24 protein-coding genes, 1 tRNA gene and 1 pseudogene are annotated in these 26,330 nt (G+C 58.3%); 4 read left to right on the forward strand and 22 right to left on the reverse strand.

Annotation, left to right across the window (positions count from 1 at the left end; all coding sequences use genetic code 11):
- Nucleotides 1-333: 333 nt before the first annotated feature.
- From ACR0KC_RS18255 to ACR0KC_RS18265, 3 genes and pseudogenes are all read right to left on the reverse strand, one after another.
- Nucleotides 334-774 carry a tyrosine-type recombinase/integrase gene (locus ACR0KC_RS18255; protein WP_480772131.1) on the reverse strand — a complete coding sequence of 147 codons (441 nt, stop codon included), beginning with the start codon at nucleotides 772-774 and terminating at the stop codon, nucleotides 334-336.
- Nucleotides 769-948: pseudogene (locus ACR0KC_RS18260) on the reverse strand (Arm DNA-binding domain-containing protein); the annotation flags it as partial. The gene ACR0KC_RS18255 and the pseudogene ACR0KC_RS18260, both read right to left, overlap by 6 nt.
- A gap of 577 nt (nucleotides 949-1,525) precedes the next feature.
- Nucleotides 1,526-2,800: an adenylate/guanylate cyclase domain-containing protein gene (locus ACR0KC_RS18265; RefSeq protein WP_480772105.1), complete on the reverse strand. Its 1,275-nt coding sequence runs from the start codon at nucleotides 2,798-2,800 to the stop codon at nucleotides 1,526-1,528.
- Between the two features lie 229 nt (nucleotides 2,801-3,029).
- Between ACR0KC_RS18265 and ACR0KC_RS18270 the strand changes: the two genes are divergently transcribed.
- Together ACR0KC_RS18270 and ACR0KC_RS18275 are read left to right on the forward strand one after the other, a co-directional pair.
- Entirely contained in the window at nucleotides 3,030-3,836 is an 807-nt protein-coding gene (locus ACR0KC_RS18270; protein ID WP_480707355.1) for a class I SAM-dependent methyltransferase, read from the forward strand.
- 372 nt (nucleotides 3,837-4,208) lie between these two features.
- Nucleotides 4,209-4,481: a tyrosine-type recombinase/integrase gene (locus tag ACR0KC_RS18275; RefSeq protein ID WP_480772132.1), complete on the forward strand. Its 273-nt coding sequence runs from the start codon at nucleotides 4,209-4,211 to the stop codon at nucleotides 4,479-4,481.
- Between the two features lie 66 nt (nucleotides 4,482-4,547).
- Here ACR0KC_RS18275 and ACR0KC_RS18280 read toward each other — a convergent pair.
- From ACR0KC_RS18280 to ACR0KC_RS18305, 6 genes are all read right to left on the reverse strand, one after another.
- Nucleotides 4,548-4,622, reverse strand: a tRNA-Phe gene (locus ACR0KC_RS18280).
- Between the two features lie 79 nt (nucleotides 4,623-4,701).
- On the reverse strand, nucleotides 4,702-4,884 hold the full coding sequence (locus ACR0KC_RS18285) for a DNA gyrase inhibitor YacG (RefSeq protein WP_170513305.1): 183 nt from the start codon (nucleotides 4,882-4,884) through the stop codon (nucleotides 4,702-4,704).
- On the reverse strand, nucleotides 4,881-5,903 hold the full coding sequence (locus ACR0KC_RS18290; RefSeq protein WP_480772106.1) for a ribonuclease E/G: 1,023 nt from the start codon (nucleotides 5,901-5,903) through the stop codon (nucleotides 4,881-4,883). The genes ACR0KC_RS18285 and ACR0KC_RS18290 overlap by 4 nt, the downstream gene beginning before the upstream one ends.
- A complete protein-coding gene (locus tag ACR0KC_RS18295) occupies nucleotides 5,900-6,478 on the reverse strand; it encodes a Maf family protein (protein ID WP_480616262.1) in 579 nt (192 codons plus the stop codon). Before ACR0KC_RS18295 ends, ACR0KC_RS18290 begins: the two co-directional genes overlap by 4 nt.
- A gap of 10 nt (nucleotides 6,479-6,488) precedes the next feature.
- Entirely contained in the window at nucleotides 6,489-6,707 is a 219-nt protein-coding gene (gene infA, locus ACR0KC_RS18300) for a translation initiation factor IF-1 (RefSeq protein WP_005978431.1), read from the reverse strand.
- Nucleotides 6,708-6,797: 90 nt separating this feature from the next.
- A complete protein-coding gene (locus ACR0KC_RS18305) occupies nucleotides 6,798-7,673 on the reverse strand; it encodes a carbon-nitrogen hydrolase family protein (RefSeq protein ID WP_480707357.1) in 876 nt (291 codons plus the stop codon).
- Nucleotides 7,674-7,907: 234 nt separating this feature from the next.
- Between ACR0KC_RS18305 and ACR0KC_RS18310 the strand changes: the two genes are divergently transcribed.
- A complete protein-coding gene (locus tag ACR0KC_RS18310; RefSeq protein ID WP_480707358.1) occupies nucleotides 7,908-8,288 on the forward strand; it encodes a hypothetical protein in 381 nt (126 codons plus the stop codon).
- A gap of 89 nt (nucleotides 8,289-8,377) precedes the next feature.
- Here the strand turns inward: ACR0KC_RS18310 and ACR0KC_RS18315 are convergent, their stop codons facing one another.
- From ACR0KC_RS18315 to ACR0KC_RS18365, 11 genes are all read right to left on the reverse strand, one after another.
- Complete coding sequence (locus ACR0KC_RS18315; protein WP_170609811.1) at nucleotides 8,378-8,932, reverse strand: DUF333 domain-containing protein; 555 nt, start codon at nucleotides 8,930-8,932, stop codon at nucleotides 8,378-8,380.
- Between the two features lie 86 nt (nucleotides 8,933-9,018).
- Entirely contained in the window at nucleotides 9,019-9,363 is a 345-nt protein-coding gene (locus ACR0KC_RS18320) for a DUF427 domain-containing protein (RefSeq protein ID WP_170392698.1), read from the reverse strand.
- Between the two features lie 63 nt (nucleotides 9,364-9,426).
- The gene (locus tag ACR0KC_RS18325; protein ID WP_480707359.1) at nucleotides 9,427-11,217 is read right to left on the reverse strand and encodes an aminopeptidase P family protein; all 1,791 of its coding nucleotides are present in this window, start codon (nucleotides 11,215-11,217) and stop codon (nucleotides 9,427-9,429) included.
- A 77-nt stretch (nucleotides 11,218-11,294) separates the two neighbouring features.
- Nucleotides 11,295-12,461, reverse strand: a complete 1,167-nt coding sequence (locus ACR0KC_RS18330; RefSeq protein ID WP_480772107.1) for an alpha/beta hydrolase — start codon at nucleotides 12,459-12,461, stop codon at nucleotides 11,295-11,297.
- Between the two features lie 265 nt (nucleotides 12,462-12,726).
- Nucleotides 12,727-14,604: a cobaltochelatase subunit CobT gene (cobT, locus tag ACR0KC_RS18335; protein WP_170513326.1), complete on the reverse strand. Its 1,878-nt coding sequence runs from the start codon at nucleotides 14,602-14,604 to the stop codon at nucleotides 12,727-12,729.
- A 121-nt stretch (nucleotides 14,605-14,725) separates the two neighbouring features.
- Complete coding sequence (gene cobS / locus ACR0KC_RS18340; RefSeq protein WP_010437533.1) at nucleotides 14,726-15,712, reverse strand: cobaltochelatase subunit CobS; 987 nt, start codon at nucleotides 15,710-15,712, stop codon at nucleotides 14,726-14,728.
- A gap of 145 nt (nucleotides 15,713-15,857) precedes the next feature.
- A complete protein-coding gene (locus ACR0KC_RS18345; RefSeq protein ID WP_480772108.1) occupies nucleotides 15,858-19,205 on the reverse strand; it encodes an error-prone DNA polymerase in 3,348 nt (1,115 codons plus the stop codon).
- Complete coding sequence (locus ACR0KC_RS18350) at nucleotides 19,202-20,677, reverse strand: Y-family DNA polymerase (protein WP_480707362.1); 1,476 nt, start codon at nucleotides 20,675-20,677, stop codon at nucleotides 19,202-19,204. Before ACR0KC_RS18350 ends, ACR0KC_RS18345 begins: the two co-directional genes overlap by 4 nt.
- Before the next feature lie 101 nt (nucleotides 20,678-20,778).
- Complete coding sequence (locus tag ACR0KC_RS18355) at nucleotides 20,779-21,510, reverse strand: amino acid ABC transporter ATP-binding protein (RefSeq protein ID WP_480707363.1); 732 nt, start codon at nucleotides 21,508-21,510, stop codon at nucleotides 20,779-20,781.
- Nucleotides 21,510-22,343, reverse strand: coding sequence for an amino acid ABC transporter permease (locus tag ACR0KC_RS18360; protein ID WP_010437538.1), 834 nt, complete (start codon nucleotides 22,341-22,343; stop codon nucleotides 21,510-21,512). The genes ACR0KC_RS18355 and ACR0KC_RS18360 overlap by 1 nt, the downstream gene beginning before the upstream one ends.
- 1 nt (nucleotide 22,344) lies before the next feature.
- Nucleotides 22,345-23,160: an ABC transporter substrate-binding protein gene (locus ACR0KC_RS18365; RefSeq protein ID WP_480707364.1), complete on the reverse strand. Its 816-nt coding sequence runs from the start codon at nucleotides 23,158-23,160 to the stop codon at nucleotides 22,345-22,347.
- 322 nt (nucleotides 23,161-23,482) lie between these two features.
- Between ACR0KC_RS18365 and ACR0KC_RS18370 the strand changes: the two genes are divergently transcribed.
- Nucleotides 23,483-24,043, forward strand: coding sequence for a CHAP domain-containing protein (locus ACR0KC_RS18370; protein WP_480772110.1), 561 nt, complete (start codon nucleotides 23,483-23,485; stop codon nucleotides 24,041-24,043).
- A 170-nt stretch (nucleotides 24,044-24,213) separates the two neighbouring features.
- On the opposite strand, the gene ACR0KC_RS18375 is transcribed toward ACR0KC_RS18370, so the two are convergent.
- Nucleotides 24,214-24,639 (reverse strand): GFA family protein, encoded by a 426-nt coding sequence (locus ACR0KC_RS18375; RefSeq protein ID WP_223116959.1) that lies wholly within the window; start codon nucleotides 24,637-24,639, stop codon nucleotides 24,214-24,216.
- Nucleotides 24,640-24,880: 241 nt separating this feature from the next.
- Nucleotides 24,881-26,272: an aminotransferase class III-fold pyridoxal phosphate-dependent enzyme gene (locus tag ACR0KC_RS18380; RefSeq protein WP_170392687.1), complete on the reverse strand. Its 1,392-nt coding sequence runs from the start codon at nucleotides 26,270-26,272 to the stop codon at nucleotides 24,881-24,883.
- Between the last annotated feature and the right edge of the window lie 58 nt (nucleotides 26,273-26,330).

The raw sequence follows: 26,330 nt of genomic DNA on the forward strand, positions 1-26,330 counted from the left end.
TCTCGTTCAGTACAACCGGCGTTGCGGCAGAATTGGCTGCGCCGAGTCGTAACATATGCTTTCCAGGCACTTGCATATCCTGCGACCTCAGATGAAACCAATACTCATGCAGTTGATCAGCCGCTCTTCTTGTTCTCGTCGCCTCTACGTTTGCCGAGTGAGCACGCAAAGAAAATGCGATCCAAGAAGAAAAGTAATAGCGGCAAAGCTCCTTGTGGATGCGGTGACTGAAGAAAAAAACATCTTCTTTCACAATGGTGTACTTCGGCGAAATGGTCTCTGAGATGGTCTACCGCTCCAACCTACGTTGAAAGCTGGAGTGAAACCAAGAGTTTATCGATAGCCGTAATAGTCTTCGATAGCGCAGAGCAATTCACCCAACCTATCCCGGTTTGTGATTGCCGGTCTGTTCTGAACTCTTTTTTGGATCAATGCGCCTTTCAACGACGCCGTCGGGTCGTTTTCGGTTAGACCGCATGCAACTGCGTATCGAAAGACCTCTCCGATTGTTGTTCGCAGACGACTGGCCGTCTCAATGTTTCCGGCGCGCTCCTGTTTCTTCAGTACCGCAAGAACGTCGCTGGGCGTAATCTCCATGACTGAACGGTCGCCGATGTCTTTGTTTGCAATCTCGATCAGCCAGGCTTTCTTTTTCATTGTCGCTTCTGCGCGACCTTCAGCCTTGTTTTTCTCCAAGGGTTCGCCAGCCAAGATGTCGAAGCGACCACGCTGAGCTCGCTCTGAAGCAAGTTTGCGTTCCTTCTTGACGGCCATCGGGTCAATACCTTCCAACAGAAGTTTGCGATCATTGTCGCGCTTCTCTCGGGCTTCCTTCAACGATATCAACGGATAAGGTCCGTATGACATTACTTTTTGCTTACCGTTGAAGCGATAATGCTTCTGCCAAAGCATAGACCCGTTTGGTTCTACTAGTATGTAGAGCCCATGTGCATCTGACCGCTTTTAGGAACGTTCTTCAGGCTTCATGTTTTTTAAGGCCATATCTGTCAGAGGCATTTCAATCACATGTATTGTTGATACCCCGCATAATACCAACAACTCTGGCGGATTGAATTGGACAAATGCGGAACACGCTGGACAGTCAGTCTCCGAATTTTAAACAATATCAGTTAGTTCGGGCGAACTCGGATGATCTTGGATGTTGGTATGGTGCCCGGGGGCGGAATCGAACCACCGACACGAGGATTTTCAATTATTGGCCCCGAGCATCCGAACTGTACCAATAATGCCAGATATTCTTGAAGAGCTAAGACCATTCTTCCAAGCGACTACCTTATCACGTCCAGTCTATGTCGAACGAACCCAGAACAATCTGGGCCGAGTTACACAAAAATTACACAAGCATTCGTCGGAGGTTGCCAACTTGTTTACATTCACCAAAAGGCGACGACCGCAAACGGTCCTTAAGCAGTCATCTGACAATATCGCTCAGATGGCCGCGTTGAGCCCAAAGCGGACATCGGCCGCCGGGTAACTCTGCATCAATTACCGGAGCGGTGGGCTGTCAAACCAGGGGTTCGAATGAGAAGACTTCCACGCCATCGTCGAAACCGCGCAAGGTGTGTGATCCCAAAGTGCTGGGTGTTTCGGTGACAAGTTCGGCAAACTCGCTCGTTGCAAGAATGGGTGCATCAACGGACCGGGTCAGCCCCTCCAACCTGCTGACCATTGCGACGGAAGTCCCGGTCACCGTGAAGTCCAGCCTGCTTTCAGTTCCCACGTTGCCGTAGATCGCCGCGCCCATGTGCAGGCCGATTCCAAAATCCGTTCGTTTCTCGGGCTCAATTTCCTCGCGCCTTTGAAACGCTTCCCGTGCCGCCGACAGGGCTGCCTCGCACATGTCCTCGGGCAGCCGCCGATGACCATCAAACGGGAAAATCGCGAGCAATCCATCACCGACGAACTTCAGCACCTCGCCACCATGGTCGTGTACCGCACCCGCGACAGAGTCAAAGTACCGGTTGACCGCGGCCACGTAGTCACCCGGTGACAGGCGTTGGCTCAGGGCCGTAGAGCCGTGCATGTCGCTGAACAGAAGTGCACAATCGATCTCGCGGACATCGCCACGCGAAATTTGGCCGTTCAAGACGGATCGGCCTGAAATCCTGCCCAGGTAGGCCTCCATCAGTTCAGCCGCCAGGAACTGCTCCGTGAAGACGTGGACGGTGCCAAACAGTGGTATCGACAGTCGCGTGAGGCCGTCGATTTCCCGCTGTGTAAAGCCGGAGCGCCTTTTTGTCGCGAAGGACACCGAAGCGCCCAGTACCCACTGAGTGCCGCTTTCGAAGGTAATGCTCCGTTTGCCAAACGGAACGGAAAATACCAGGTAATCGGTGATGCCCGATGCAGCCAGCTTCTGGTAAATCGGATATTTGTCACGGGTTGACGGATCGGTCAGATTGGCACGCAGCACCGGCATCATTTCCGTCTCGCCGACCAGCCCGTCGGCCAGATCCCAGATATCACTTTGAAAGAACTTAGTGGCTATTTTGGCGGTCAGCTTGGTGTTTTCGCCGAACGGCGCCTTGTCAAAAAGGTCATCGGTCACTGAACTCCGTGGCATGACAGTCCAGTCTATGCGGTCCGTTGATGCATCCCAAGTTGCATCGACCAGTCCGATGACGGGATGCATCATGAGACGGCCCAGCGAAACCCGCGCGACTGGCACACCGCCGTCGATCAGCCTGTGACTGAGATGCTCAACCAGGCCACCAACATCGCCGTCGAAAAAGGCCAGCTTTTGCAACCAGTCTGCAATACGGTCGAAAACATCGGACATGACGCACTCCTCAACCTGCACTTTGTAATAGACGACCGCGCATGTCATTTGAATTGTTGAGCGGCCCATGTGGCCGCTTTGTCCGCAATGCAGTCGTTCAATGAATTTGGCTGAGTGACCGCTTTGGGCCCGAAGCGGACATCATTTGTGTCCACCCGAGGGATTTATCAAAGCAGGAAAAACATCGTGATATGGTAGGGCAGGAAAACTCTAGTATGGAGGCAACCCAATGGCGGTTGAAGCAACCCAAGAACAACTTGAGGCTGGCCGCGGATATGAAACTCTTTTCGTCCCAGCTCTTTTTGCCCCTTGGACCAAGCACCTAGTAAATGGAGTAGGTGTCAATGACGGCGACCATGTTTTGGACATTGCTTGCGGGTCGGGCGCGCTTGCAAGAGATGTACTCGCGCGTGCTGGCCAGAAAGGGCGCGTGGTTGGTCTCGATCCAGCTCCCGGAATGATTGCTGCTGCAGGAGAAGTTGAATCCAAAATCGAATGGGTTTTTGGTACTGCTGAGGAACTGCCATTTGGTAATGATTCATTCGAATGTGTTGTTTCTCAGTTTGGAGTCATGTTCTTTCAGGACCGCCAGAAAGCAGCCAATGAAATGTTTCGGGTGATCAAGCCGGGTGGGAGACTGGCCATAGCGGCCTGGCATTCCATCGATCAGAACCCCGCGTATGGTGACATCGTTTCGGTATTGGATGAACACGTATCTTCTGCAGCAGGGGATGCAGTCAGGTTGCCGTTCTGTTTAGGTAATCCGGATCAGGTCGCTGAACTGCTATCACTTTCCGGCTTTGAAGATATTGATTTTGAAACAAAAACCGAACGTGCAAATTTTCCCAGCACTCGAACAATGGTGGAAGTTGAGCTTCGCGGATGGTTACCGCTTTTCGATATACATCTTAGCGAGGAGAAGGTTTCGGAAGTGTTGATTGAGGCCGAACCGAAACTAGGAAAATACGCTACATCCAATGGAACTGCCGTATTCCCAACAACCGCTTACATTATGACCGCTCGTAAGTCAGATTAGCTGGAACATACTGTTTTCGTTTGATCGGTAGCAATTAGCCCAAAGTATCTCGCACCACCTAGCCCTATTTTTGCAGCCGTTCTACGATACAGCGGTTGAGTTTCGACCGAGCATGATAAGCAGACATTGCCCACCAACCAATGATTTCGTCTATTCTGAGCTTTATGCGGCGAGGCACCGAAAATGCTGACTCAGAGGTCTCCATGCGTAAACGCAATGGCACCAATCAATGCAAAAATTCTAGTTCTCTAACGCACGACTTCTTGAAGCACTTCGCCGCTTACGCCATTTGGGCGCGCTGTGCTCAGCAAGGCGGACAGAGTAGATGCTATGGATGTTGTGCACACTCGGCGCGCGACGCGTTGCGGCTCAATGCCTGGGCCGGAAACAAGATGGGCACATGGGTGTCGCGATCAGATCACCCCTCACACCCTTCGCCACACGGCGGTGACGCATTTGGTTCAGGCGGGTGTAGACCTGCCTACGGTCCAGCGGATTTCCGGTCACAAGACGTTGTCAATGGTTGCACGCTACGCGCATCAAAGCGGCTCGCACATCGAAGCCGCAATGGATCGGCTGGAAGTGCGGGTCAGCGGCACACAGCATGACAACATCCGCAGGCTGAAGCCGAAAAATTCGGCCTGATTACACACGAATTACACGTGCATTTGAATTCATCAAGCCGGATGAAGTCTAACCCTTTGATTTTTATGGTGCCCGGGGGCGGAATCGAACCACCGACACGAGGATTTTCAATCCACTGCTCTACCCCTGAGCTACCCGGGCACGGGAATGGCGTTTGCCATTGGGTGGAGGCCTTCTATGACTTGCCACAGGCAGTGTCCAGAGGCTTTTTGACATTTTTTCAATGCGGGCGAGACGTGGGGCTTTCGGTTGGTTCCGAGGTCGTCTCGGCGTCTTCTTCACGTTGCGATGGCACCGCATAAGAACCGTTTAGCCATTTTGCCAGATCGATATCCGCGCAGCGTTTGGAGCAGAATGGTCGAAAAGCCTGCTGGGTATCTTCTCCGCAGATCGGGCAGCTCATTTCAGGATCTCCGTCAATGGGATACGACCACGTTTGCGCTGTAGTTCGAAATGGCCAAGCGGGGTCCAACCGGCCAGGATCGTCTCGTCAGGATCGGACTTGAATGCCGACCGCAAGGCTGATTCGAAACCCCTCCGGTCTTTCTTGGGCATCGGTGCAATGTCCAGAGTGATCTGCCCCCCCAACCCGCGCACGCGCAGGGCGCGCGGCAGGGCTTTGGCGCAGGCGAAGTTAGCTTTGGTTCCCGCCGCGAGAGATGTGTCGGCGCCGGTGTTCACATCCACCGCAACCAGCGCGCGGGTCGGTTGGATATAGAGGTGTCCTCCACCGGGAAGCGCTTCGGAAATCCCCTTTGCTGCATCGAGCGCATCAACGACACCGTGGTCCTCAAATCCGCCGGATGCGGTCACGACCTCGGCCGGGTCCGTCCAATCACGCCAGGCCAGGATATGCGGACCATCGCCCTCGCTCAGCAATTCTGGTTCACTGCCCGTATCAGCCAATACCTGCTCGGCAAGTACCAGCATGGCTGAGATATCTTCAGCGATTTCATCTGCATCCGCCGCCTGACAGCACGAGCGCAGGATCAGGCCGTGCGTGCTGTTTCCCATTTGCTCATGCGCGATTTCGAGAAGTTGGTCGCGCATATCTTCATCACGGATTCGGCGCGAGATGTTCAGGCCGGGCGCGTCAGGTGTCACGATCGCAAAGCGGCTTTTGAACAAAATACGATTCGAGACGGGTATGGCTTTGCCGGGCTCGGCATATCCAGTCACCTGCACCAGTAGCAAAGCACCGGGCGACAACCCTTTGACTTGCCTCAGAAAAGCCGGGCCGTCGGGTGTGGTGAGAAACATGCCGCCCTGACCTTTGACCGGGCGATCGGCGCGGGCGCGGTAGATCGTACCTGGCGCAGGGGCATCTGTGGCGATCAGGAAATCGTCGAGAACACCATCCACCATCAGAGCTGCAGCTTCGCGTCCCTGAATATGATCCAGAATGATGGTACGACCCTTCATGAAACCTCGCGATATAAGGGATAGCCGATGCCTTGCAGCAGTGCAGCAGTTTCGGACAGGGGTAGGCCGACGATACCGGTGAACGAGCCTGAAATCCACGGGATGAACGCACCGGCAGGACCTTGTATTGCATAGGCTCCGGCCTTGCCCTGCCAGTCATCCGTCGCAAGATAGGCATTGATTTCGCTGTCGGACAGACGTTTCACTTTTACCTGAGAAACCACGTCACGCTGGAGGATTTTATCCCCGCGCCGCACAGCGACCGAAGTGATCACCCGATGGCGTCGGCCGGACAGGGCGTGCAGAAACTCAGCAGCTTGTCCCGCGTCTTCGGGTTTGCCAAGAATGCGGCGACCCAGTGCGACCGTTGTGTCAGCACATAAGGTGATATCATCGCTATCAGCTTGAACAGCCTGAACTTTTTGCCGGGTGATGCGGCTACAATAGGGGGTCGGCAGTTCGCCATTCAGCGGCGTTTCATCGATATCCGGCGGACGGATCGCATCGGGCTGAACGCCAAGCTGCGCCAGCAGGTCCAGCCGCCGCGGGCTGCCCGATCCGAGGATAAACGCCATGTACGAAGCGTTACTTGAAGCGATAGTTGATCCGACCCTTGGTCAGATCATATGGGGTCATTTCGACCTGAACTTTGTCGCCGGCCAGAACACGGATGCGGTTCTTGCGCATCTTGCCTGCCGTATGTGCGATGATCTCATGGCCGTTTTCCAGCTCGACCCGAAACGTCGCATTAGGCAGGAGTTCCTTCACGACACCGGGAAATTCGAGCGTATCTTCCTTGGCCATGTTGTCTCCATCATTAGGTTGCACCTGCAGAATCTGCAGATCGTGCGCTTAAATGAGCCTATTTCGGCCTTATTTCAAGGGCGAAGTCACCTAAAGGGGTGATATTGTGACTGAATCGACCCGAGCGTCTTGCTCGGTCCAGTGCGTGCGGTTCAACACCCACCCGTCTGCGCGGACGTTTGCAATTGTGGACAGGTCGGCCTCGGCATAGGTCCAGCCGGCGGTATTCAGCGTGCCCTCGGCAAGCACTCCCGTCGGTGGGAACCCGATATCGGGCGGGCCAAACACGCCACCCATGCCGGTATTCATGTCGACTGCTTCGGACCATTCATTGCCGCCAACTAACGATGACATTACCGTAACACATTGATTTTCAAGGGCACGAGACATGGCGCCGATCCGCACACGCCAATACCCGGACAGGGCTTCGGTGCAGGATGGTACGAGGATCAAGTCGGCCTCTCTCAGGGTCCGACCCAAGAGAGGGAACTCACTGTCATAGCAGATCAGAACGCCGATTTTACCCAATGCGGTATCAAACAGCTTCAACGAACCGCCCGGGGCGATGTCCCAGGCCTCGCGTTCAAACCGTGTCATGATCTGCTTGTCCTGATGATCGAGACGACCGTCAGGAGCGTAGAACATTGCGCGGTTCACCGGGCGCCCTGGTCCGTCGATGACCGGGGCGGAAGCCCCCAGAATGTATGTGTTGTACATCTTTGCAAGGCGCGAATGCACAACTTGTACATCTTCCATCCGGTCGGAAACCGCCCGGATTGAGCGTTCGAGATCACCTGCCACCTTAGGGCCGTCGAGCGTCGACAACTCCATCGCGCCGTATTCGGGAAAGACCAGAAGGTCGGCACCTTGTCCTGCGGCCTCGGAAACCCATGCCTCAAGCTTGTCTTCATATTGAGCCCAACTATCGAGCCAATCGAGGTCGTAGGCGGCGGTGGCGATTTTCATTCCCAAGTCCTATGTCTGGTCGCTGCGCGACACTAGAACAGCAGATCGTCCAGGGCTACTGCAATCGCGGCGCGGGTGGTTCTGAAACCTATGTTGCGACTTACTGTTTCGAGGCGGGTGTGTGTTTATTGGCAGGCTTTCTCGGCCGCCGGTGCAGAGATTGCATCGAATGGCTAATCAGAGGTCGAGTTGACCTATCGAAGAACCTGAACGAAACAGGCAAGGAACTCCACCTTGGGCATCAACTTTGCAACTTCTTCAAGCGCGCGAAGGGGCCGTTTTACATCAAGAACATTGGCCCCGGGGATATCGACTCACAGAAACAAGGCGTTGTCATTTGTAACGGCATCGTGCACCAAGGATGCGGCCAGAAGGGCAAATCCGGGGATCAGGTATGTCCTCGATCTGGTCGGTCAGGCTTGTTTGCGAAATCCCGAAAAAGCGGTGAAACGCTTTGTCCAGACCTTCGTGAATCTCGAACCCTTCATCGAAAGCGAGGAAGGCGAACCCCAGTGTAATCAGCAGCCAGATAATATGCTTGCGTTGCAGGAAAACCTGAAAATTAGCCAAGGCGACTTAATGGACGCGATCAGGCTGTCGCAAAACGGTCACTAACACGCGCTCTGATCGTCGGTAAACTGCGGCTCAATCGGGGCTTCAAGTTCATTTTGGGTGTGGATGTCGGGCTTGATTACCGGATCGGATCACTCGGGATTTTCCGCACGGAACAGGGCCCATGCGTCCTGCGAGGTGCCGTCCGGCTTGGTGCATATACCCACCTGACCCGAACCAGTGTCTTTGATCTTGTAGCTGCCTCCGGTCTCAAGGCAGTAGGCTGCTGCTGGGTTCACCACCTGATGCGTTTTTCCATGTGCCTTGCGGTACAGCTCCCATGCATCGGCGGACGTACCGTCGCTCAGTGCGCAGCGAGACGTGGTCAGGTCATATTCGCCTCCAATTGAGCCACAGTACACGGCGGCGGGATTTGCAAGGCCGACCGGCTTGCTGCCATCCGCGCCCGCATGGTGTTCACGAAAATAGGTCCAGGCATCGATCCGGGTGCCGTCGGGCAATTGGCAGATACCGCTCTGACCGTCCGGGCCGTCATGTATACCGTAGAGCCCGCCTTGCGCGATGCAATATGTTGCCGCGGGATTGGCCAGACCGGTGTTGGCAGAGCTTGCGGCGGGCAGGGCCATTGAAAAGGCCATCGTCAGGGCCGCAATCGGGCCTGCGGAATTCAATAGACGCTTTGTCATGGTCACCTCGCAACATTGTGGACAGGGCAGGTTCTGAGGATTTTCGCCGTTTTGCAGATCGATCCGGTCTTGCACGGATACTTGGATCAGAGTTGTTCCACCTTGATCGAGTCTGCGGGATAAAAGGCCAAGTGATCCTTGATTTCGGCCACCGCGTCGATCGGGTTTTCATAACTCCAAGCGGCGTTTTCGGTGACTGAGGATTTGTTTACGATCGAGAAATGCGTGGCGTCTCCCTTGCCTGCGCATTGGGTGACTTTGTTGGTCCGATCCAGAAAGGCCATCGCAATGTCCGCACGCGGGAAGTAGATAACCGGGTCTTTGTCGCCTTCCAGAAGTTCCAGCGCGTTGTTGGTTTCACCCAAAATCGCGCCGCCTGAACGGACGCTCCATTTGCCCGGTGCTTTGCGGATCGTGATGGTGTCTGTCATTCCTGTTCCTTCCCTCGTCGTGTCAGGGCTTCTCCTCTGCCCAAACTATGTAACAATCCGGTGTCAGACCGGTGCGGTTGCGGCATCCAACCACAGTTGAGCGGCGTCGCCCAGCCTTGGCCGGACTTTTTCCGCCACGTCGCGGTGATAGGCGTTCAGCCAAGCACGTTCCTCTCGTGTCAGCATTTCGACTACAATCAAACGCCTGTCGATTGGGACATAAGTCAGCGTACGCCAGTTCAGCATGGCGCGTTCGTCGTCACCGCTGGGCAGGTTTGGGGCCTCTTCCACTACGACAAGGTTCTCAAGCCGGATGCCAAAAGCACCCTCGCGGTAATATCCCGGCTCGTTCGACAGGATCATACCCGGCTCAAGCGGGACATGGCTGACCCGAGACAGGCGCTGAGGGCCTTCATGCACGCTGAGATAGGTACCGACCCCATGACCGACCCCATGGTTGAAATCCTGCCCGGCCAGCCACAGCGGCAGCCGCGCTACGCATTCGATATCGCGTCCTGCCAAGCCAACAGGCCAGCGTAGCATCGACATGGCGATCATGCCTTTGAGGACGCGTGTAAAGCAGGCCTTCTCCTCATCCCCAACATCGCCGATTGCAATTGTGCGGGTGATATCGGTGGTGCCGTCCAGATATTGCCCACCGCTGTCCAGCACCAGCAGGTGACCGTTTTCCAGCCTGCTGTCGGTTTCCTCGGTCACGCGATAATGCATGATGGCCCCGTTCGGCCCGGTGCCCGCGATGGTGTCGAATGAGATATCCTGCAGCGCGTTGTCCCGGCGGCGGCTTTCTTCCAGCCGCGTTACTACCTGTGTCTCGGTCAGGGTGCTGGGCTTCTGCGCGTCCAGCCAACACAGCAGTTCGATCACCGCTGCGGCATCTCGCAGATGTGCCTCGGCCGTGCCTGCGATTTCGGCCGGGTTCTTGCGGGCTTTGGGCAGGGCGCAGGGATCGCCGCCATCGACCATACGGTCCCCCAACGCATCCGCTACGATCTGCGGAACCGTTCCCGGATCGACCTGTACCTTGCCTTCAAGTGCCTCAACCGCTGTCAGGAACGCGTCGGGTTGGTGTTGGGTGACCTGCGGGCCCAGATGATCCCCGATCCCGGTCAGTTTGGCAGCGGCCATGAACAGATCCACCCGCCCATCACCGTGCAGGATGGCAAAGCCATGGGCCACAGGGTTGTATGCGATGTCCGCGCCGCGGATATTCAACAACCACATGATCGAATCCGGCAAGGTGATCACCGCTGCCGCACGATCTGCGCTCTGCAGGTCACTCGCGAGGCGCTTGATTTTGCTCTCGGCGCTTTCACCTGCAAATTCAATCGGATGTGCCCTGACAGGATTCATCGGAGGGTCGGGTTGATCCGCCCAAATTCGGTCTACAAGGTTATCACAGCGCACCAGTTCGACGCCGCTGCCTTCAAGCTCTTTCTGTGCAGACGAAATCTGTCCTGCAGCGTGGAGCCACGGATCAAACCCGACTTTGCCGCCATTTGGCAATTGCTCTTTCAACCAGGCGCTCAGGCTGACATCTGGCCATGGGACCGGCGTGTAATCCTGTGCGACCTGGGCCTTTACCTGAGTGCGATAGCGCCCGTCGATGAAAACCCCGGCAATGTCCGTGAGCGCCGCGCAAAACCCCGCAGAACCGGTGAATCCGGTAAGCCAGGCCAGCCTTTCATCCCGAGGGGCCACATATTCACCCTGATGCGCATCCGCACGCGGGATCAGGAAGCCCTGCAGGCCTTCGCGCGCCAGCTCGTCCCGCAAAGCGGCCAGTCGTGGTGGGCCTTGCTCGGGGCGTGCGGTCACTTCGAAACTCTGGAACATGGGCGGCCTCATTCGTCGGTCTTGCTGCGCGCAAACCTGCGGCCTGCGGTAGGAAATGTCCAGCGCCCCGGCGCACACTATTCTTCTGTCTCAAGAAAGCGTTGAATGGCCTGGATATACGGGTTGTAGGCCTCATTTCCAGGCAATGGTATCTGGTTGCCGGTCTCAAGGATCACAAGCGAGGCATTGGGGATTCCAGCCGCCAGTTTGCGCGCCTCGGACAGGGGGTGAACGGCTGTGTGCCGCCCGTGCAGAACCAGAGTGGGGCATTGCACCATCGGAAGAAGTTGCAGCACCGAGGTGCTATTGGCGATGTCACGGTAGTGAAGTCTTTCCTCGCTTGAATAAAGTGTCTGCAATTCATTCACCATGTGCCGAACGCTATCCAGCGGACCTTCGGGAAAATAGCTGAATTCAGCGCCCATAGCATAGCCGCTGCCCGGCTTGTTCCAGCCTTCCGCGATCAGTGACCGGATCGAGTCGGGTTGTTTGGTGTCTTCCCGGTAATCTCGCCCTTCAGCCCATCCGCCGGAGATAACCAGCTTGTCAATCCGCTCGGGGTATCTTGCGGCGAAGTGTAGGGCAGGGAAGGTGCCGCCCATTTCACCGAGAATGGAAAAGCGGTCAAACCCCGCTGCATTCACGACGGTCAGGATTTCTTCTATTCTGCGGTCATACACCGCCTGATGATCGATGTTTGAGCTGACGTCATTGTCCTTGTTGTAGCGTAACAGGCGGAAACGGTTTGCCATGTCCTGTAACCGGGTACGCTCGGACGGGATGCGCCATTCCGCCTCCAGATCGTGCACGACCGAACCGATGCGCAGCACCGGCAACCCATCACCGGAAAGCGTGTATGGAACAGCGCGGCCCTTTGCACCGCGCGCGTAACGCAGCCGTTGCGTATGGTTGTCTACGCCTGAATCGGTGTCGGCGTCACAGGTCACATCCGTCGCCATTTGCAACCCGCGCCGTACGACTGTCCGAATGATCCGCTGCGCTTTGCCATCGTCGCCGACTGCTTTACGCGCCGCTGCGATACGTGCGCTGATGGTAGAATCCGAGACAAAGCGGCCACTCCATACCCGCGCGATGATCTCGTCCCGGGGCACCAGCTTACCTGGGTGCTGGGCCAAGAGGACCAACAGATCGAATACCTGAGGTTCGATTGCGACGGGCTCATCCCGGCGGGTCAGGACGTGTCGATCCACATCCAGAATACAATCTGCAAACTTATAGCGCATGGGGCAAATACACTCCGTTTCTCGCGGAACGACAAGGTTCAACAACAATCTCAAGGGTTTCTAGGGCGTATCTCAGGACCAGCTACAAGCAGGCCGGGCAGGGTTGGGACACTATCCAAGCAGATAAACAGGAGAACGAATAATGTTCCTGCCCTTCGATATAGCGCTTATGCGCTATCCGTTACGCCACCATAAGCAAAGTCGACTTCAGCGGTGCAAAAACTGGCTTGGATGGCACTAAGTCTGCACCGTCGAAGCAGGGCCGTCAACTGGCCCGCTTCATCCCCATCACACGCGCTCGGGCGCGGGGGTCGCTGTCGAACAGCGCGGCCAACTGCTCGGTCATGGCACCTGCAAGCTGCTCGACATCGGTGATCGTGACGGCGCGGTCATAATAGCGGGTCACGTCATGGCCGATCCCTATGGCCAGCAATTCCACCATCTTGCGTTTTTCCACCATCGCAATCACGTCGCGCAGGTGTTTTTCCAGATAGTTCGCCGGGTTCACGCTGAGCGTTGAATCATCGACCGGAGCGCCATCCGAGATCACCATCAGGATCTTGCGTGCCTCGCGCCGGGCAAGCATCCGGCGATGCGCCCATTCCAGAGCTTCACCGTCGATGTTTTCCTTCAGCAGGCCTTCTTTCATCATCAGCCCCAGATTGGGCCGCGCACGCCGCCATGGGGCATCGGCGCCCTTGTAGATGATATGGCGCAGGTCGTTCAGACGCCCCGGTTGCTGCGGGCGGCCATCGTTCAGCCACGCCTCACGCGCCTGACCGCCTTTCCACGCGCGGGTGGTAAAGCCCAGAATCTCGACCTTGACGTTGCAGCGTTCCAGCGTTCGGGCCAGAACATCCGCGCAGATCGCGGCGATCGAAATCGGACGTCCGCGCATCGAGCCGGAATTGTCCAGAAGCAGCGTCACCACCGTATCGCGGAATTCGGTATCTTTTTCGACCTTGAAGCTTAGTGGCGTGGTCGGGTTGGCCACGACGCGCGCCAGACGTCCGGCATCCAGAATGCCTTCCTCGCGGTCGAATTCCCAAGACCGGTTCTGCTGTGCCTGCAAGCGGCGTTGCAGCTTGTTGGCGAGACGGCTGACCGCGCCCTTCAAGGGCTCCAACTGCTGGTCCAGATAGGCGCGAAGGCGTTCCAGCTCGGCCGGTTCGGCCAGATCTTCAGCTGCGATCTCTTCGTCGTGGGTGTTCAGATAGACCTTGTAATCCGGGTCCGCCTCCGACGCAGGTGGCGGGGCTGGCGGTTCTAGCGGAGCCTCGCCCTCGGGCATTTCAGCCTCATCACCCATCTCATCCTCGGCCATCTCGTCCATCGAGACCTGAGCCTGAGACTGGTCCTGCTGTTCTTCCTGAGTTTGTTCAGGGGTTGCATCGGCGTCCTGTTCGTCCTGATCATCCTGCCCGGTGCTGTCGGGATCGGGCTGCTCTTCGGCGTCATCTTCGGCCTGATCTTCCTGTTCGTCGTCCAGTTCATCCGGGTCATCACCCAGCTGATCGCCGTAACCCAGATCTTTGATCATCTGTCGGGCGAATTTGGCAAATTCGGCCTGGTCCGAGAGGATTTCGTCAAGATTTTCCAGCGTCCCGCCGGCCTGTTCCTCGATAAATCCGCGCCACAGGTTCATGACATTCTCGGCGGCAGGCGGCATGTCGCGCCCGGTGGCCAGATGCCGGATCAGATAACCCGCCGCCACAGCCAATGGCGCATCCGCAGGCTGTTTGCACTGATCATAGCCGCGCCGGATCGCCTCATGCCCGATCTTGACGTCGATATTCGACGCGGTGCCGGGCATGTCCCGCGCACCCATCGCCTCGCACCGGGCGGTCTCCATCGCCTCATAAAGATCCCGTGCCATATCACCCGGAGGGGCATATCGCGCATGGGTCGCGTCATCATGATATTTGCGTTGTAAAGCTAACGCGTCTGCCGTCCCGCGCGCCAACAGAACCTCTTCGCGCGTCATCCGGCGTGAGACCTGCGGCAAACGCATCGACTCGCCCGACAGGCCCGATGGATCAACAGTGTAGCTCACCGACAATTCGGGGTCGTCGGCCATAACTTTAGTAGCCTCGGCCAGAGCCTTCTTGAACGGATCAGCAGGATTGTCGTTCTTCTGCACCATGTTCAATCGCCCTTTGTGTTGCAGTGACCCGCCGCATCAATGCGAAACCGGATCCCCCTTCATCTGGCCAAAAATACCTCCGCCGGAGGTATTGCGCCCCGGAGGGCGCAATTCATATTGCTTAGCCCAAGCTCGCGCTCGCCGCGCTTTCCGGCAGTTCCTCATCAAAGCAGCGCTGATAGAACTCGGCAACCGTCTGGCGCTCTAGCTCGTCACATTTGTTCAGGAACGACAGGCGGAAGGCATAGCCGATGTTGCGGAAGATTTCTGCGTTTTGGGCCCAGTTGATCACGGTCCGGGGGCTCATCACGGTGGACAGATCGCCGTTCATGAAGGCGGTCCGGGTCAGGTCGGCGACGGTGACCATCTGGCTGACGGTCTTGCGGCCCTCGGCGGTGTTGTAATGCGGCGCTTTCGACAGAACGATCATAGTCTCGGCATCGTGGCTGAGATAGTTCAGCGTCGAAACCAGAGACCAGCGGTCCATCTGCGCCTGGTTGATCTGCTGTGTACCGTGATAGAGGCCGGTGGTGTCGCCCAGACCGACGGTGTTGGCCGTCGCAAACAGGCGGAAGTTCGGGTTCGGTGTGATGATCTCGTTCTGGTCCAGCAAGGTCAGTTTGCCGTCATGTTCCAGCACGCGCTGGATCACGAACATCACATCCGCACGGCCTGCGTCGTATTCGTCGAAGACGATGGCAACGGGGTTGCGCAGCGCCCAGGGCAGGATGCCTTCGTGGAATTCAGTGACCTGCTTGCCGTCGCGCAGTTTGATCGCGTCCTTACCAATCAGGTCGATCCGGCTGATATGGCTGTCGAGGTTGACGCGAACGGCGGGCCAGTTCAGACGCGCTGCGACCTGTTCGATATGAGTCGATTTCCCCGTGCCGTGATAGCCCTGAATCATCACCCGGCGGTTATGGGTAAAGCCCGCAAGAATCGCCAACGTGGTCTCGGGGTCGAACTTGTAGGTCGGGTCGATCACCGGCACGCGGTCGCTGCGTTCGGCAAAGCCTTTGACTGCCATATCGCTGTCAATGCCAAACACCTCGCGAACCGAAATGTCCTCGGTGGGTTTTGCGTTGATGTCGATCGATCCGTCAGCCATGCGCCTTGTCCTTATCCTTTGGCCCGTTCACCGGGTTTGAACCCGTGTGTGGTGCAACATATTGCGGGCAAGGGCAAGGGAAAGAGGCGGTCGGATCACGCTAGCCGGATGTTTCTTTGAAACTGGCCTTATGATGGCGCGGGTTCTAGTGAAAATCCCGGCTTGGGAACAGCCGCTTGGCCTGTTCGCGCGGATGGCGCGCGCTTGGGCCGTTCTGCCGGGGGCGCGGGGTGTCATCCGCTTGCGGTTGGGTGATGCCGATGGCCTCGTCCAGCGGATGCCCAAGCTCGGACAGTTTATGCGACATATCGGTGATTTCCTGCGCGATCAGATGCACGACGATCCCCTCGCGCTGCAGATACCCGCGGACCTGCAGCAACCGCCCGCCCATCACGATGCGGCGAAAGCGTTCATAGACCTTGGGCCAGACAACCACATTGCTGACCCCGGTTTCATCCTCGAGCGTCAGAAAGATCACGCCCGAGGCAGTTCCCGGTCGCTGGCGCGTAATCACCAACCCGCAGACGCTGTAGCGGCCCAGCGGGATGTCCTGCAGCGTGGCATGCGGCACAAGGCCGGGCAGGGACGGGCGCAACAGCTCCATCGGGTGCGAGCGTAGGGTCAGACGGGTCGAGACGTAGTCTTCGACAACCTCCTCGCCCAGATGCATCACCGGCAGGTTGACCTGCGGCTCGTTGATGCTCTCGCCATCGATGGGGTCATTGAACAGCGGCAGGGCGGTTCGGCTGCGGATGGCTTTGACATGCCACAGGGCGTCGCGCCGGGTCAGGTCCATGCCGGAGAACGCATCCGCCTCGGCCAGACGGGTCAGAACATCCGGGCGCAGCCCTGCGCGCAGCCACAGCGTTTCGGGGTCCGGATAGCCATTGCCCCGCGCAGCCACGATCCAATCTGCGTCCTCCTGCTTGAACCCTTTGATCTGGCGAAAGCCCAGCCGCAGGGCCAGCGCCCCGTCAGCACGACGTTCCAGCAGATTGTCCCAGGTCGAGGCGTTTACGCAGACTGGGCGGATCTCGACCCCATGCTCGCGCGCGTCGCGCACGATTTGGGCAGGCGCGTAAAACCCCATGGGCTGCGAATTCAGCAGCGCGCAGGCAAAGATCGCCGGGTGGTGGCATTTCATCCAGGCCGAGACATAGGCCAGCATGGCAAAAGCCGCTGCGTGGCTTTCGGGAAAGCCGTAATCGGCAAAGCCTTCGATCTGGCCAAAGCAGCGGTCGGCGACTTCGGGCGTATAGCCATTGTTCAGCATCCCTGCGATGAACTTGTCGCGATAAGTGCCAATGGTCCCCATGCGCCGGAATGAGGCCAGCGAGCGGCGCAGGTGATCCGCCTCTTCCGCCGAAAACCCTGCACCAACCACGGCGATTTGCAGGGCCTGTTCCTGAAACAGCGGCACGCCCAGCGTGCGCCGCGTCACCTCTTCCAAGGCGGGACCGAAGGGTTCGGATTTTTCCAGCCCGTTGCGCCGTCGGATATAGGGCTGCACCATATCGCCCTGAATGGGGCCGGGGCGAACGATGGCGACCTCGATCACCAGATCGTAGAATTCACGCGGCCTCATCCGGGGCAGGAAATTCATCTGTGCCCGGCTTTCGACCTGAAACACGCCCACCGCATCAGCGGCGCAGAGCATGTCGTAGGTCGCCGTGTCCTCTTGCGGGACGGTCGCGATGCTGAGGGTTTCGCTGTTGTGCTGTTGCATCAGGTCAAACGCCTTGCGGATACAGCTGAGCATCCCCAGCCCCAATATATCCACCTTCAGAATGCCAAGCGCGTCGATGTCATCCTTGTCCCATTCGATCACGGTGCGGTCTTCCATCGCGGCGTTTTCGATCGGGCAGAGCTCATCCAGCCGCTGCTTGGTGATGACAAACCCGCCCACATGCTGCGACAGGTGGCGGGGGAAGCCGATGATCTCGCCAATCAGGCGAACCGTCTGCATCAGGCGTCGGTCCTTGAGGTCGAGGCCCAGTTCCTGCAACCTCTCGGCATCAACGCCGCCATTGCTCATCCCCCAGATCTGGCCGGACAGGCCCGCGGTGACGTCCTGAGACAGGCCCATCACCTTGCCCACCTCGCGGATTGCCGCGCGAGATCGGAAATGGATGACCGTGGCACAGAGGCCCGCGCGGTGGCGGCCATATTTCTCATAAATCCACTGGATCACCTCTTCGCGCCGCTCGTGTTCGAAATCCACATCGATATCCGGCGGCTCACCCCGGTACTTCGAGACAAAACGCTCGAACACCATGGCGATCATGTCGGGGCTGACATCGGTGATGCCCAGCAGATAACACAGGATCGAATTGGCGGCTGATCCGCGCCCCTGACACAGAATGCCTTGCGAGCGGGCGAATTGCACAATGTCATGCACGGTCAGGAAATAGGCCGGGAAATCCAGATCGGCGACCAGCGCCAGCTCTTTCTGCATCAATTGCAGCGCACGCTCGGGCGGGCCACCCGGATAGCGCCGTTTCAACCCCTCGCGCGCCAGACGTTCCAGTCGCGCCAGCGGGGTCTCGGTACTGGCGATCTCGTCGGGGTATTCATAAGACAGCTCGCTCAGGTCAAAGCTGCAGCGGTCGGCGATTTCCAGCGTGCGGCGCAGCGCGCCGGGGTGGTCCTGAAACAGCCGGGCCATATCCGCGTAGCCTTTCAGCCGCCGCTCGGCATTGGGCAGGGCGCGGGTACCGATCTGGTCAATCGTGATGTGTTCGCGCATGCAGGTCAGCACATCGGCCAGTTGGCGGCGGTTGCCACGGTGCATCAGCACATCGCCCACCGCCACCATGGGGGCCGAGGCCCGCAGCGCCGCCTGCGCACAGGCCGCCAGATAGGCCCGGTCACTGCCGTCATAACGCGGCACGGCCCCCAGAAACACCGCATTGGGGAATTGCCGCCGGACGGTCTGAATATCGGGGATGGCCTGTTTCAACCCTGCCTGAGGCAGCGCAATCAGGATCATCCCCTGACAGGCCGCCAGCATGTCTTTCAAATCCAGATGACAGTCGCCTTTCTCGGCCCGTCGCTTGCCCAGCGTCAGCAACCGGGTCAGCCGCTGATAGGCGGCGCGGTCGCGGGGCAGGGCCAGCCAGTGCACCGCGCTGTCGCGCAGAACCAGACGGCAGCCAACGATCAGCTTGGGCAGGGCGGGTACGTCCGGTTTGTCGATCGGGTGCACATGCCCGACCTCTTGCCGGGATGAGGAATCGAGCCGGTGTTGCGAGCGGATTTGAACCGCGCCTTCCGCCTCGCGCCGCAGCTCTTTCAACGCGTTCCAGCCCCGGACCACCCCAGCCAGAGAGTTTCGGTCGGTGATCGCGATGGCTTTCAGGCCCAGCTCTGCCGCGCGGGTTACCAGCTCTTCTGGGTGCGAGGCTCCGGTCAGGAAGGTGAAATTTGTGGTCACGCACAACTCGGCATAGCCGGGGTCCTGCGCGTGTGAGCTGGGCGGGTTCGGTTTGCTCATGCGAATTCCCCATGCACGAACCATCCCGGATTCTGCGGCGTGTAATACAGCCACAATCGCCGCCCCTGCCGCGTTTCAACCTGCCAGTAATCGCGCAAGCCCGTGCGCCAGTTCTCATCCTCGAGCCACCATTCGGGGCAGATGCGTTCGGGGCCGGTTGAGCGGCCTGTGGTCAGCGACATGCGCCGCCAGCGAAAGCGGCGCGGCGGGTGCGGGCCTGATCCGGCGATGGGTTCCGGCGGAAACAGCTGCAGGGGGCGCGGGCGCAGGGCGACCCACCCACCCGCGGGGTCGGAATAGGCGGCGGGCGAGATGATAAAGCTGCGTTCGGGGATGTGGCTTTGCGCGGGCAGCAGGCGGTGGATCTGATCCAACCCGATCCGGGTGCCGATGCGGGTGATCAGGTCATCCAGTTGATCTTTGCCCCGGCTTGCGGCGCGGCTGATCTGGCGCACCGGCAGGGGTTCCACCAGCGTAGCCTCCAGCCGCAGTTGATCGACGCCAAAGCCTGCATCCACCTCGGTCAATCCACGCTCGAACAGGGGCAGGATGCGATATGGATCACGCAGAGGGCGGGCCAGCCGCAGTTCGACCTGCTGGTGGTCCTGATCCACCCGGCGCAAGGTGATGCACAGCTTGCGCGCGCCCATTTCCTGCGCTTTCAGCTTGTCGCAGAGCCGTTCCAGCAGCCGTTCCGCCCCGGCCATCATGTCGGACAACAGCCCAATGGGCTCGGGCAGGGTCATGCGCACGCCGTAATGGGGCGGGTCGGCCAGCGGGGTAATCTGTTCGGGTTGATCCCCCAGCGCCTGATCCAGCCGCATCAGCACCTCGGGGCCAAAGCGGCGTGTCAGCGGTGCGCGCGGGGTTTGCGCCAGCTCGCCAATCCGGCGCAGGCCCAACCGTTGCAGCGCGACCGAGGTATCCTCATCCAGCCGCAGCGCTGCCACCGGCAGGGCGCGGATGGCCTTCAGCGTATCCTGGGTCGCAACCCCTTCGCCATAATGGGCCAAAGCCCAGGCCGCGCCGCGTGTCGGGGCCAGACCGATCTGCACCGCCAGCCCGGCCCGGGCCAGACGCCTGCGCATGTCGGTCAGCATCATCTCTTCCCCGCCCGCAAGATGCGCCGATCCGGTGATGTCCAGAACCAGCCCATCCTCACCCTCGAGCCCGACCCAGGGGCAATAGCGCGTGGCCCAGCGGCGCAGGGCGTGCAGAAACCGTTGATCTCCTTGCGGGTCGGCAGGATGGCTTTGCAGATCGGGGCAAAAGGCGCGGGCATCGGAATAGGGCATGCCGCTGTGCAGGCCTTGCCGCTGGGCCTGCACATTCAGGCAATACACCCGGTTTGCATTGTTCTGTTTCAGCGTCAGAACAAACGGCCCATCCGCCGGGCGCACACGCAAAGCCCGGTCGCTTGCCAGCCGGGGAAACCAGAGTGAAACGATGCGGCGCTGCATCCCGCCGAACATATAAAACCCCCAAATGTTCTACATTTGTTCTTATATGTTCTTGACCCTCAAAGAGTCGAGTCCTTGAGGGCCAGATCGTCAGGAATTCAGAGCCCGCGCGCTTACTTCAGCGCCCGCGCCAGAAAGGCCTGCGTGGTCTGGTGCGAAGGGTGGTCGAACACCGCTTCGGGCGGGCCTTCTTCAATGATCCGACCGCTGTCGAGGAAACAGATCTTGTCGGCGGCCTCGCGGGCAAAGCCCATTTCATGCGTGGCCATCACCATCGTCATGCCCTGTTTCTTCAGCATCAGCAGAACATCCAGCACCTCGCCCACAAGTTGGGGATCGAGGGCCGAGGTGATCTCATCAAACAGCATGACCTCAGGCTGCATGGCCAAGGCGCGCACGATGGCGACACGCTGCTGCTGACCGCCCGACAATTGGTCAGGGTAATTATGCATCCGATCGGACAGCCCGAACCGGGCGAACAGCGCCTCGACCTCGGGCTGCAATTCGGCGCGGGTCAGTCCACGCACCCGGCGAGGTGCGAGCATGACATTCTCAAGCGCGGTCATATGCGGGAACAGGTTAAAGCTTTGGAACACGATCCCGATCCGGGCGCGCACCGATTGCGGGTTGAGACCAGGGATCGAGATATCCTCGCCATCCAGAAAGATTGCGCCGTCTTCGATGGGTTCCAGCAGGTTGATGCAGCGCAGCAGGGTGGATTTGCCCGACCCGGATGCGCCGATCAGGCAGACCATCTGGCCCTCATCCACGGTCAGGTTGATCCCGTCACAGACCGTGCGGTCGCCAAAGCGTTTCACCACGCCCTGAAGTTCCAGTTTGGGCATCAGCGCCTCTCTCGCATTTGGCGGGCCATCAGGTGATCGGCGTAGCGGGTGGCGGGGATGGTGACGATCAGGAAGATGATCGCAGCCCCCACATAAGGGGTGAAATTCGCCAGCAGCGATTTGAACACCCCGGCCTGACGGAAGATTTCGACCGGGCCGATAAAGCTGAGCAGCGAGACATCCTTTTGCAGCGCAATCAGCATGTTCATCTGTGAGGGCACCACGTTGCGGATCGCCTGCGGCAGCACCACGTCGCGCATCACCTGCCGTTCCGACAGACCCAGCGATAATGCGGCGGCGCGCTGGCTGTGGTGGACGCTGTCGATGCCTGAGCGGAAGATTTCAGCCACATAGGCCGAGTAAGTCAGGATCAGCGCCAGCGAGCCCCATATGTAAGGCGAATTCCACGGGCGCGGCAGGCCGAGCCCCGGAATGCCGAAGCCGATCAGATAGACCGTCAGGATCACTGGCACGCCGCGGAAAATGTCGGTGAACGCCGCGCCAAAGATGCGCAGCGGAAACAGGGCAGGTGATTTGGCATCCCGCGCCAAGGCAATCAACAGGCCAAGCACGGCGATCGCCGGTGCGGACCACAAAAAGATCATCACGTTGATCCGAAACGCCTCAAGCAGTTTCGGGAAGGTTTTGACAAGCGTCTCGCCGTTAAAAAAGCTCTGCTGAACCTTCGACCAGCCCGGAGCCAGCGGCACCAGAAAGTAAATCGCGGCCACAACTGTGACCGTGCTTATCGTGGCGATCACCAACGACCTGCGTCGTTGGTGCGCCTCGTACCGTTCGCGGCGGGTCATCCCCGCCGCCTTATGATCTGCCATGTTACTTGATCAGAGGGACACCAGTGGTGTCCTGCAGCCATACGGCTTCGATTTCGGCCAGTTTGCCGTTAGCTGCGAGTGCCGCCAGCGCCTCGTCCACGCAGGCTTTCAGAGGGTTGCCTTCTTCCATCAGCATGCCGAAATGATCCGGATTGTCATTTTCATCCGCCGGGAACTGACCGATGACCTTTGAGCCTTCGATCATCACCGCGCTGAGGAACAGGGCGGTGGGCAGATCGAACAGGGCCGCATCAATCTGGTTGGCCGACATGGCGGCGTTAACGTCAGCATTGTCACCATAAAGCAGCGGATCACTGTCAGGTTGGATGATGCTGGCCAGTTTTGGCACCGCCGTGGTCGAGCCAACGGCCCCCCATTGCAAACCTTTCAGCGCTTCAAGCGTCGGGGCAGTGTCGGTCGAATTGGGGCTGACCAGAACTGCCATCGGGGCGGTGTAGTAAGGGGTAGAGAAATCGACCACCTGATCCCGTTCGGGCGTGATCGAGTATTGCTGCATGTTGACGTCAAATTCCTTGGCGCCGGGTTGGATCGCCTCATCGAACGAGGATCGGACCCAGACCACATCATCGGCCGCGAACCCCATTTCTTCGGCGACGGCGTAAGCCACAGCAGCCTCGAACCCTTCGCCACTTTCAGGCGCGTCATCAATCACCCACGGATAGTAGGCCGGGTTGCCCGTTGCGATGGTGAATTTGCCGTCTGTCAGCGTTTTGCCGGCAGCGCATTGGTCTTGTGCATAGGCTGCTGTTGACAAAAACAGAATTGAAGTTGCCGCGATCGAGAGTGTCTTGGACATCCGATACAAACCTCCTGTTGGATTGGGTTGCGGTCAAAGTAATTCTGCCTAACCCGACTGTCCAGCGGATGCTTGATCGTCGACCTGCAGGACGGGTTGGCGTTCATGTGTCCGATGACATTGTGCCGGTCTCTTCGCCTGCCAGGAATCCCAGGGACGACACAGTGAGGAAACCTGTTGCATCAGTGACCGCACGCTCGGCCAACGGTCGGAATGCGGCGCAGGAACTGGCAATATTCTGCCGGAGAACAGTTGGGCTCTTTTCTTTTTCCTAAAGATATTATTAAAACTGCTTCACCACTCAAACCGGCAAAGAACCTTCTTGCAGTACAACGCACGCAATACCGATACGATCTGGTCGCGCCTGCCCGGCGTCGCGCGAATTGCCTTTGTTTTGGGACTTTTCAGTCTGATCTCGGCCTGTGCTAAGAATCCGAATGAGGTGGACTTGGATCCCGAACGTCAGGCCATGGCGTTGCAAGAGGTCTCAAGAAAACATGCGCTGGGACAAAGGGTGTGGTGCGTGCCCTACGCACGCAACCTCAGCGGCATCGAAATTCGTGGCAATGCCAAGGATTGGTGGGGCAAGGCCCGCAATGGATTTGACCGGGGTAATGAACCGGAGGTCGGTGCGGTGATGTCGTTTCGGGCCACCAGAGGGATGCCCCTGGGACATGTGGCTGTCGTGTCCGATATTGTCACCGAGCGGGAAGTCATTGTGAACCACGCAAACTGGCTCCGGAATAAGGTGTCGTTGCAGATGGGCGTGAGGGACGTGTCCAAAAACAATGATTGGACGCTTGTCCGGGTTGAAAGCCGGCCGGGCAGTTACGGCAGTTCGTACCCGGTGAACGGGTTTATCTATCCGAATTTTGGTGAGTAATCTGAGCTCTCCGCGCCCCGGCCGGTAGCTGGTACGGTGAAGCCGAGCGTCCGACCTGCCGCTGTCATCCGTGCGCGTGTGTTCGGTGGCGGGTATGTTTACATTGACACATGATCAATGACTGCAGGGCAGCGCAAAGCAGCCACTTGAAAACCAGGTGGCTTCCTCATCTAACGATATCCGTCTGGGTCGTTAGGGGTGTGTAGCAATGTGCCTTCAAACGCATCGAGATCATCAGTCATTTGCAGCCAAGGCAATTTGCTTTGCTTGTTGACGTGAAAAGTCGGTTTGAAATCTTCCGGGTTTTCGAGCGACGCTGCGTAAAGGTGCATACCACCCGGATAATGATCGGCTTCAAATCCAATAGGTGATCCGCACGTCCCGCAAAAGTGCCTGAAAACGCCTTTGGAACTTTCATAAGTGCCGGGTTTATCGCCGGTCCACTCAAAGTTCTCTATCGGCACGCCTAACCAGGCAACCACCGGCGCGGCACAATTCCGACGGCAATCATCGCAGTGGCAATAGCATGCCCATGTTTGACTGCCCTGGTAGGCCCAGCTCGTTCTTTTACACAGACAATACCCGTGCGTCGCCATTCGATTTCCCTCCCAACCTCCTGAAACATAGGACGCAGGTAAGTTTTGAGATGGATATTTTGGGACGTTTCATCAGCAGAAAACGTCGGCGCTCAGGGCCAATTTGGACTCTTTCCCGCCATTTGAATGAAAATTGAGTATCTTTGGCATCAGCTCATACGCTTGGCTGATGTCCTCATGAAAAGAAACCCGCCGAAATTTGGCGGGTTTCATGTGGTTCAATGGTAGTTCGTTGCCTAGATCAGCCGAACACACGCCCCAGCGCGCCGTCTACGGCGTCGGTGATCTGATCGATGTCGTCCGCTGTCGCGATCAGCGCCGGTGAGAAGCACAGCGTGTTGTTGCGGCTGGGGATCGAGCGGTTGGTGGCACCGATGATGACGCCCTGCGCCATACAATCTGCGACAACGGCCTGAACGCGCTTTTCGTCCATCGGATCCTTGGTGGTCCGATCGGTTACCAGCTCGGCGCCAAGGAACAGACCCTTGCCGCGCACGTCGCCGATGACTTTGTGCTTTTCCATCAGCGCCTGCAGGTTGCCCATCATGCGATCACCCATGTCGACGCAGTTCTGCAGCAGGTTTTCATCCTGAATGATGCGCATGTTTTCAACCGCTGCCGCCGGACCGGCAGTGCAGCCGCCAAAGGTCGAGATATCACGGAAATAGTTCATCGGGTCTGCCGCGTCGTCTTTGAACATGTCAAAGACTTCCTCGGTGGTGACCATGCAGGCGATCGCGGCATAACCCGAGGCAACGCCCTTGGCCATGGTCACGAAGTCCGGCTTGATGCCGTACTGCTGGTAGCCGAACCACGTGCCGGTCCGACCTACGCCGCAGACAACCTCGTCAATGTGCAGCAGGATGTCGTATTTCTTGCAGATCTCCTGCACGCGGGGCCAATAGCCTTCAGGCGCTTCGATGACGCCACCGCCTGCGGTCACGGGCTCAAGGCACAGGGCACCAACAGTGTCAGGGCCTTCGCGCAGGATGACCTCTTCGATCTGATCTGCAGCCCATTCGCCAAAGTTCTCTTCCGGTGCGCCGTCCAGCTCGTGCTTGCGGTACTCCATGCAGTGAGGCACGCGCACAAAATCGGGTGCAAAGGGACCGTATTGCGCGGTGCGCTCGTCCTGACCACCTGCCGACATGGTCGCCAGGGTGGAGCCGTGATAGTCGCGGTCGCGATACAGGATCTTGGTTTTCTTGCCGCCATATTTCTTGTGCGCGATCTGGCGGATCATCTTGAACGCCTTCTCGTTCGCCTCAGAACCTGAGTTGGTGTAGTACACGCGGCTCATGCCCGGCATTTTGTCGATCAGCATTTCCGCGAAATTCGAACCGGGGATCGAGCCTGCGGTGTTGGCGAAGTAGCACAGCTTCATCAGCTGGTCATAAACCGCCTTACAGATAGATTCGCGGCCATAGCCCACGTTCACGGTCCAGACACCGCCTGATACGGCATCCAGGTGCTCTTTGCCCTTTTGGTCCCACACGCGCATGCCTTTGCCTTCGACAATGATACGGGGATCGTTGGTCTCAAACGGCTTGTGCTGGATCAGGTGATGCCAGAGGTGGGCGCGGTCGGCTTCGACGACGCGGGAAAGATCGTTTTCGTTGAACGTGCCGTCCATGACATGTCCTTTCAAAAGTGGGGCGCGCGGGGAATCAGTAGGTCCCGGCGGGCGCAAA

Source organism: Ruegeria sp. CF3 (assembly GCF_056537365.1).

What these genes read in the sequence shown, in the direction of transcription:
- ACR0KC_RS18255 (WP_480772131.1), bottom strand. Translation starts at nt 774, where the DNA reads ATGGCCGTCAAGAAGGAACGCAAACTTGCTTCAGAGCGAGCTCAGCGT.
- ACR0KC_RS18265 (WP_480772105.1), bottom strand. Translation starts at nt 2,800, where the DNA reads ATGTCCGATGTTTTCGACCGTATTGCAGACTGGTTGCAAAAGCTGGCC.
- ACR0KC_RS18270 (WP_480707355.1), top strand. Translation starts at nt 3,030, where the DNA reads ATGGCGGTTGAAGCAACCCAAGAACAACTTGAGGCTGGCCGCGGATAT.
- ACR0KC_RS18275 (WP_480772132.1), top strand. Translation starts at nt 4,209, where the DNA reads ATGCCTGGGCCGGAAACAAGATGGGCACATGGGTGTCGCGATCAGATC.
- ACR0KC_RS18285 (WP_170513305.1), bottom strand. Translation starts at nt 4,884, where the DNA reads ATGAGCTGCCCGATCTGCGGAGAAGATACCCAGCAGGCTTTTCGACCA.
- ACR0KC_RS18290 (WP_480772106.1), bottom strand. Translation starts at nt 5,903, where the DNA reads ATGAAGGGTCGTACCATCATTCTGGATCATATTCAGGGACGCGAAGCT.
- ACR0KC_RS18295 (WP_480616262.1), bottom strand. Translation starts at nt 6,478, where the DNA reads ATGGCGTTTATCCTCGGATCGGGCAGCCCGCGGCGGCTGGACCTGCTG.
- infA (WP_005978431.1), bottom strand. Translation starts at nt 6,707, where the DNA reads ATGGCCAAGGAAGATACGCTCGAATTTCCCGGTGTCGTGAAGGAACTC.
- ACR0KC_RS18305 (WP_480707357.1), bottom strand. Translation starts at nt 7,673, where the DNA reads ATGAAAATCGCCACCGCCGCCTACGACCTCGATTGGCTCGATAGTTGG.
- ACR0KC_RS18315 (WP_170609811.1), bottom strand. Translation starts at nt 8,932, where the DNA reads ATGACAAAGCGTCTATTGAATTCCGCAGGCCCGATTGCGGCCCTGACG.
- ACR0KC_RS18320 (WP_170392698.1), bottom strand. Translation starts at nt 9,363, where the DNA reads ATGACAGACACCATCACGATCCGCAAAGCACCGGGCAAATGGAGCGTC.
- ACR0KC_RS18325 (WP_480707359.1), bottom strand. Translation starts at nt 11,217, where the DNA reads ATGTTCCAGAGTTTCGAAGTGACCGCACGCCCCGAGCAAGGCCCACCA.
- ACR0KC_RS18330 (WP_480772107.1), bottom strand. Translation starts at nt 12,461, where the DNA reads ATGCGCTATAAGTTTGCAGATTGTATTCTGGATGTGGATCGACACGTC.
- cobT (WP_170513326.1), bottom strand. Translation starts at nt 14,604, where the DNA reads ATGGTGCAGAAGAACGACAATCCTGCTGATCCGTTCAAGAAGGCTCTG.
- cobS (WP_010437533.1), bottom strand. Translation starts at nt 15,712, where the DNA reads ATGGCTGACGGATCGATCGACATCAACGCAAAACCCACCGAGGACATT.
- ACR0KC_RS18345 (WP_480772108.1), bottom strand. Translation starts at nt 19,205, where the DNA reads ATGAGCAAACCGAACCCGCCCAGCTCACACGCGCAGGACCCCGGCTAT.
- ACR0KC_RS18350 (WP_480707362.1), bottom strand. Translation starts at nt 20,677, where the DNA reads ATGTTCGGCGGGATGCAGCGCCGCATCGTTTCACTCTGGTTTCCCCGG.
- ACR0KC_RS18355 (WP_480707363.1), bottom strand. Translation starts at nt 21,510, where the DNA reads ATGCCCAAACTGGAACTTCAGGGCGTGGTGAAACGCTTTGGCGACCGC.
- ACR0KC_RS18360 (WP_010437538.1), bottom strand. Translation starts at nt 22,343, where the DNA reads ATGGCAGATCATAAGGCGGCGGGGATGACCCGCCGCGAACGGTACGAG.
- ACR0KC_RS18365 (WP_480707364.1), bottom strand. Translation starts at nt 23,160, where the DNA reads ATGTCCAAGACACTCTCGATCGCGGCAACTTCAATTCTGTTTTTGTCA.
- ACR0KC_RS18375 (WP_223116959.1), bottom strand. Translation starts at nt 24,639, where the DNA reads ATGGCGACGCACGGGTATTGTCTGTGTAAAAGAACGAGCTGGGCCTAC.
- ACR0KC_RS18380 (WP_170392687.1), bottom strand. Translation starts at nt 26,272, where the DNA reads ATGGACGGCACGTTCAACGAAAACGATCTTTCCCGCGTCGTCGAAGCC.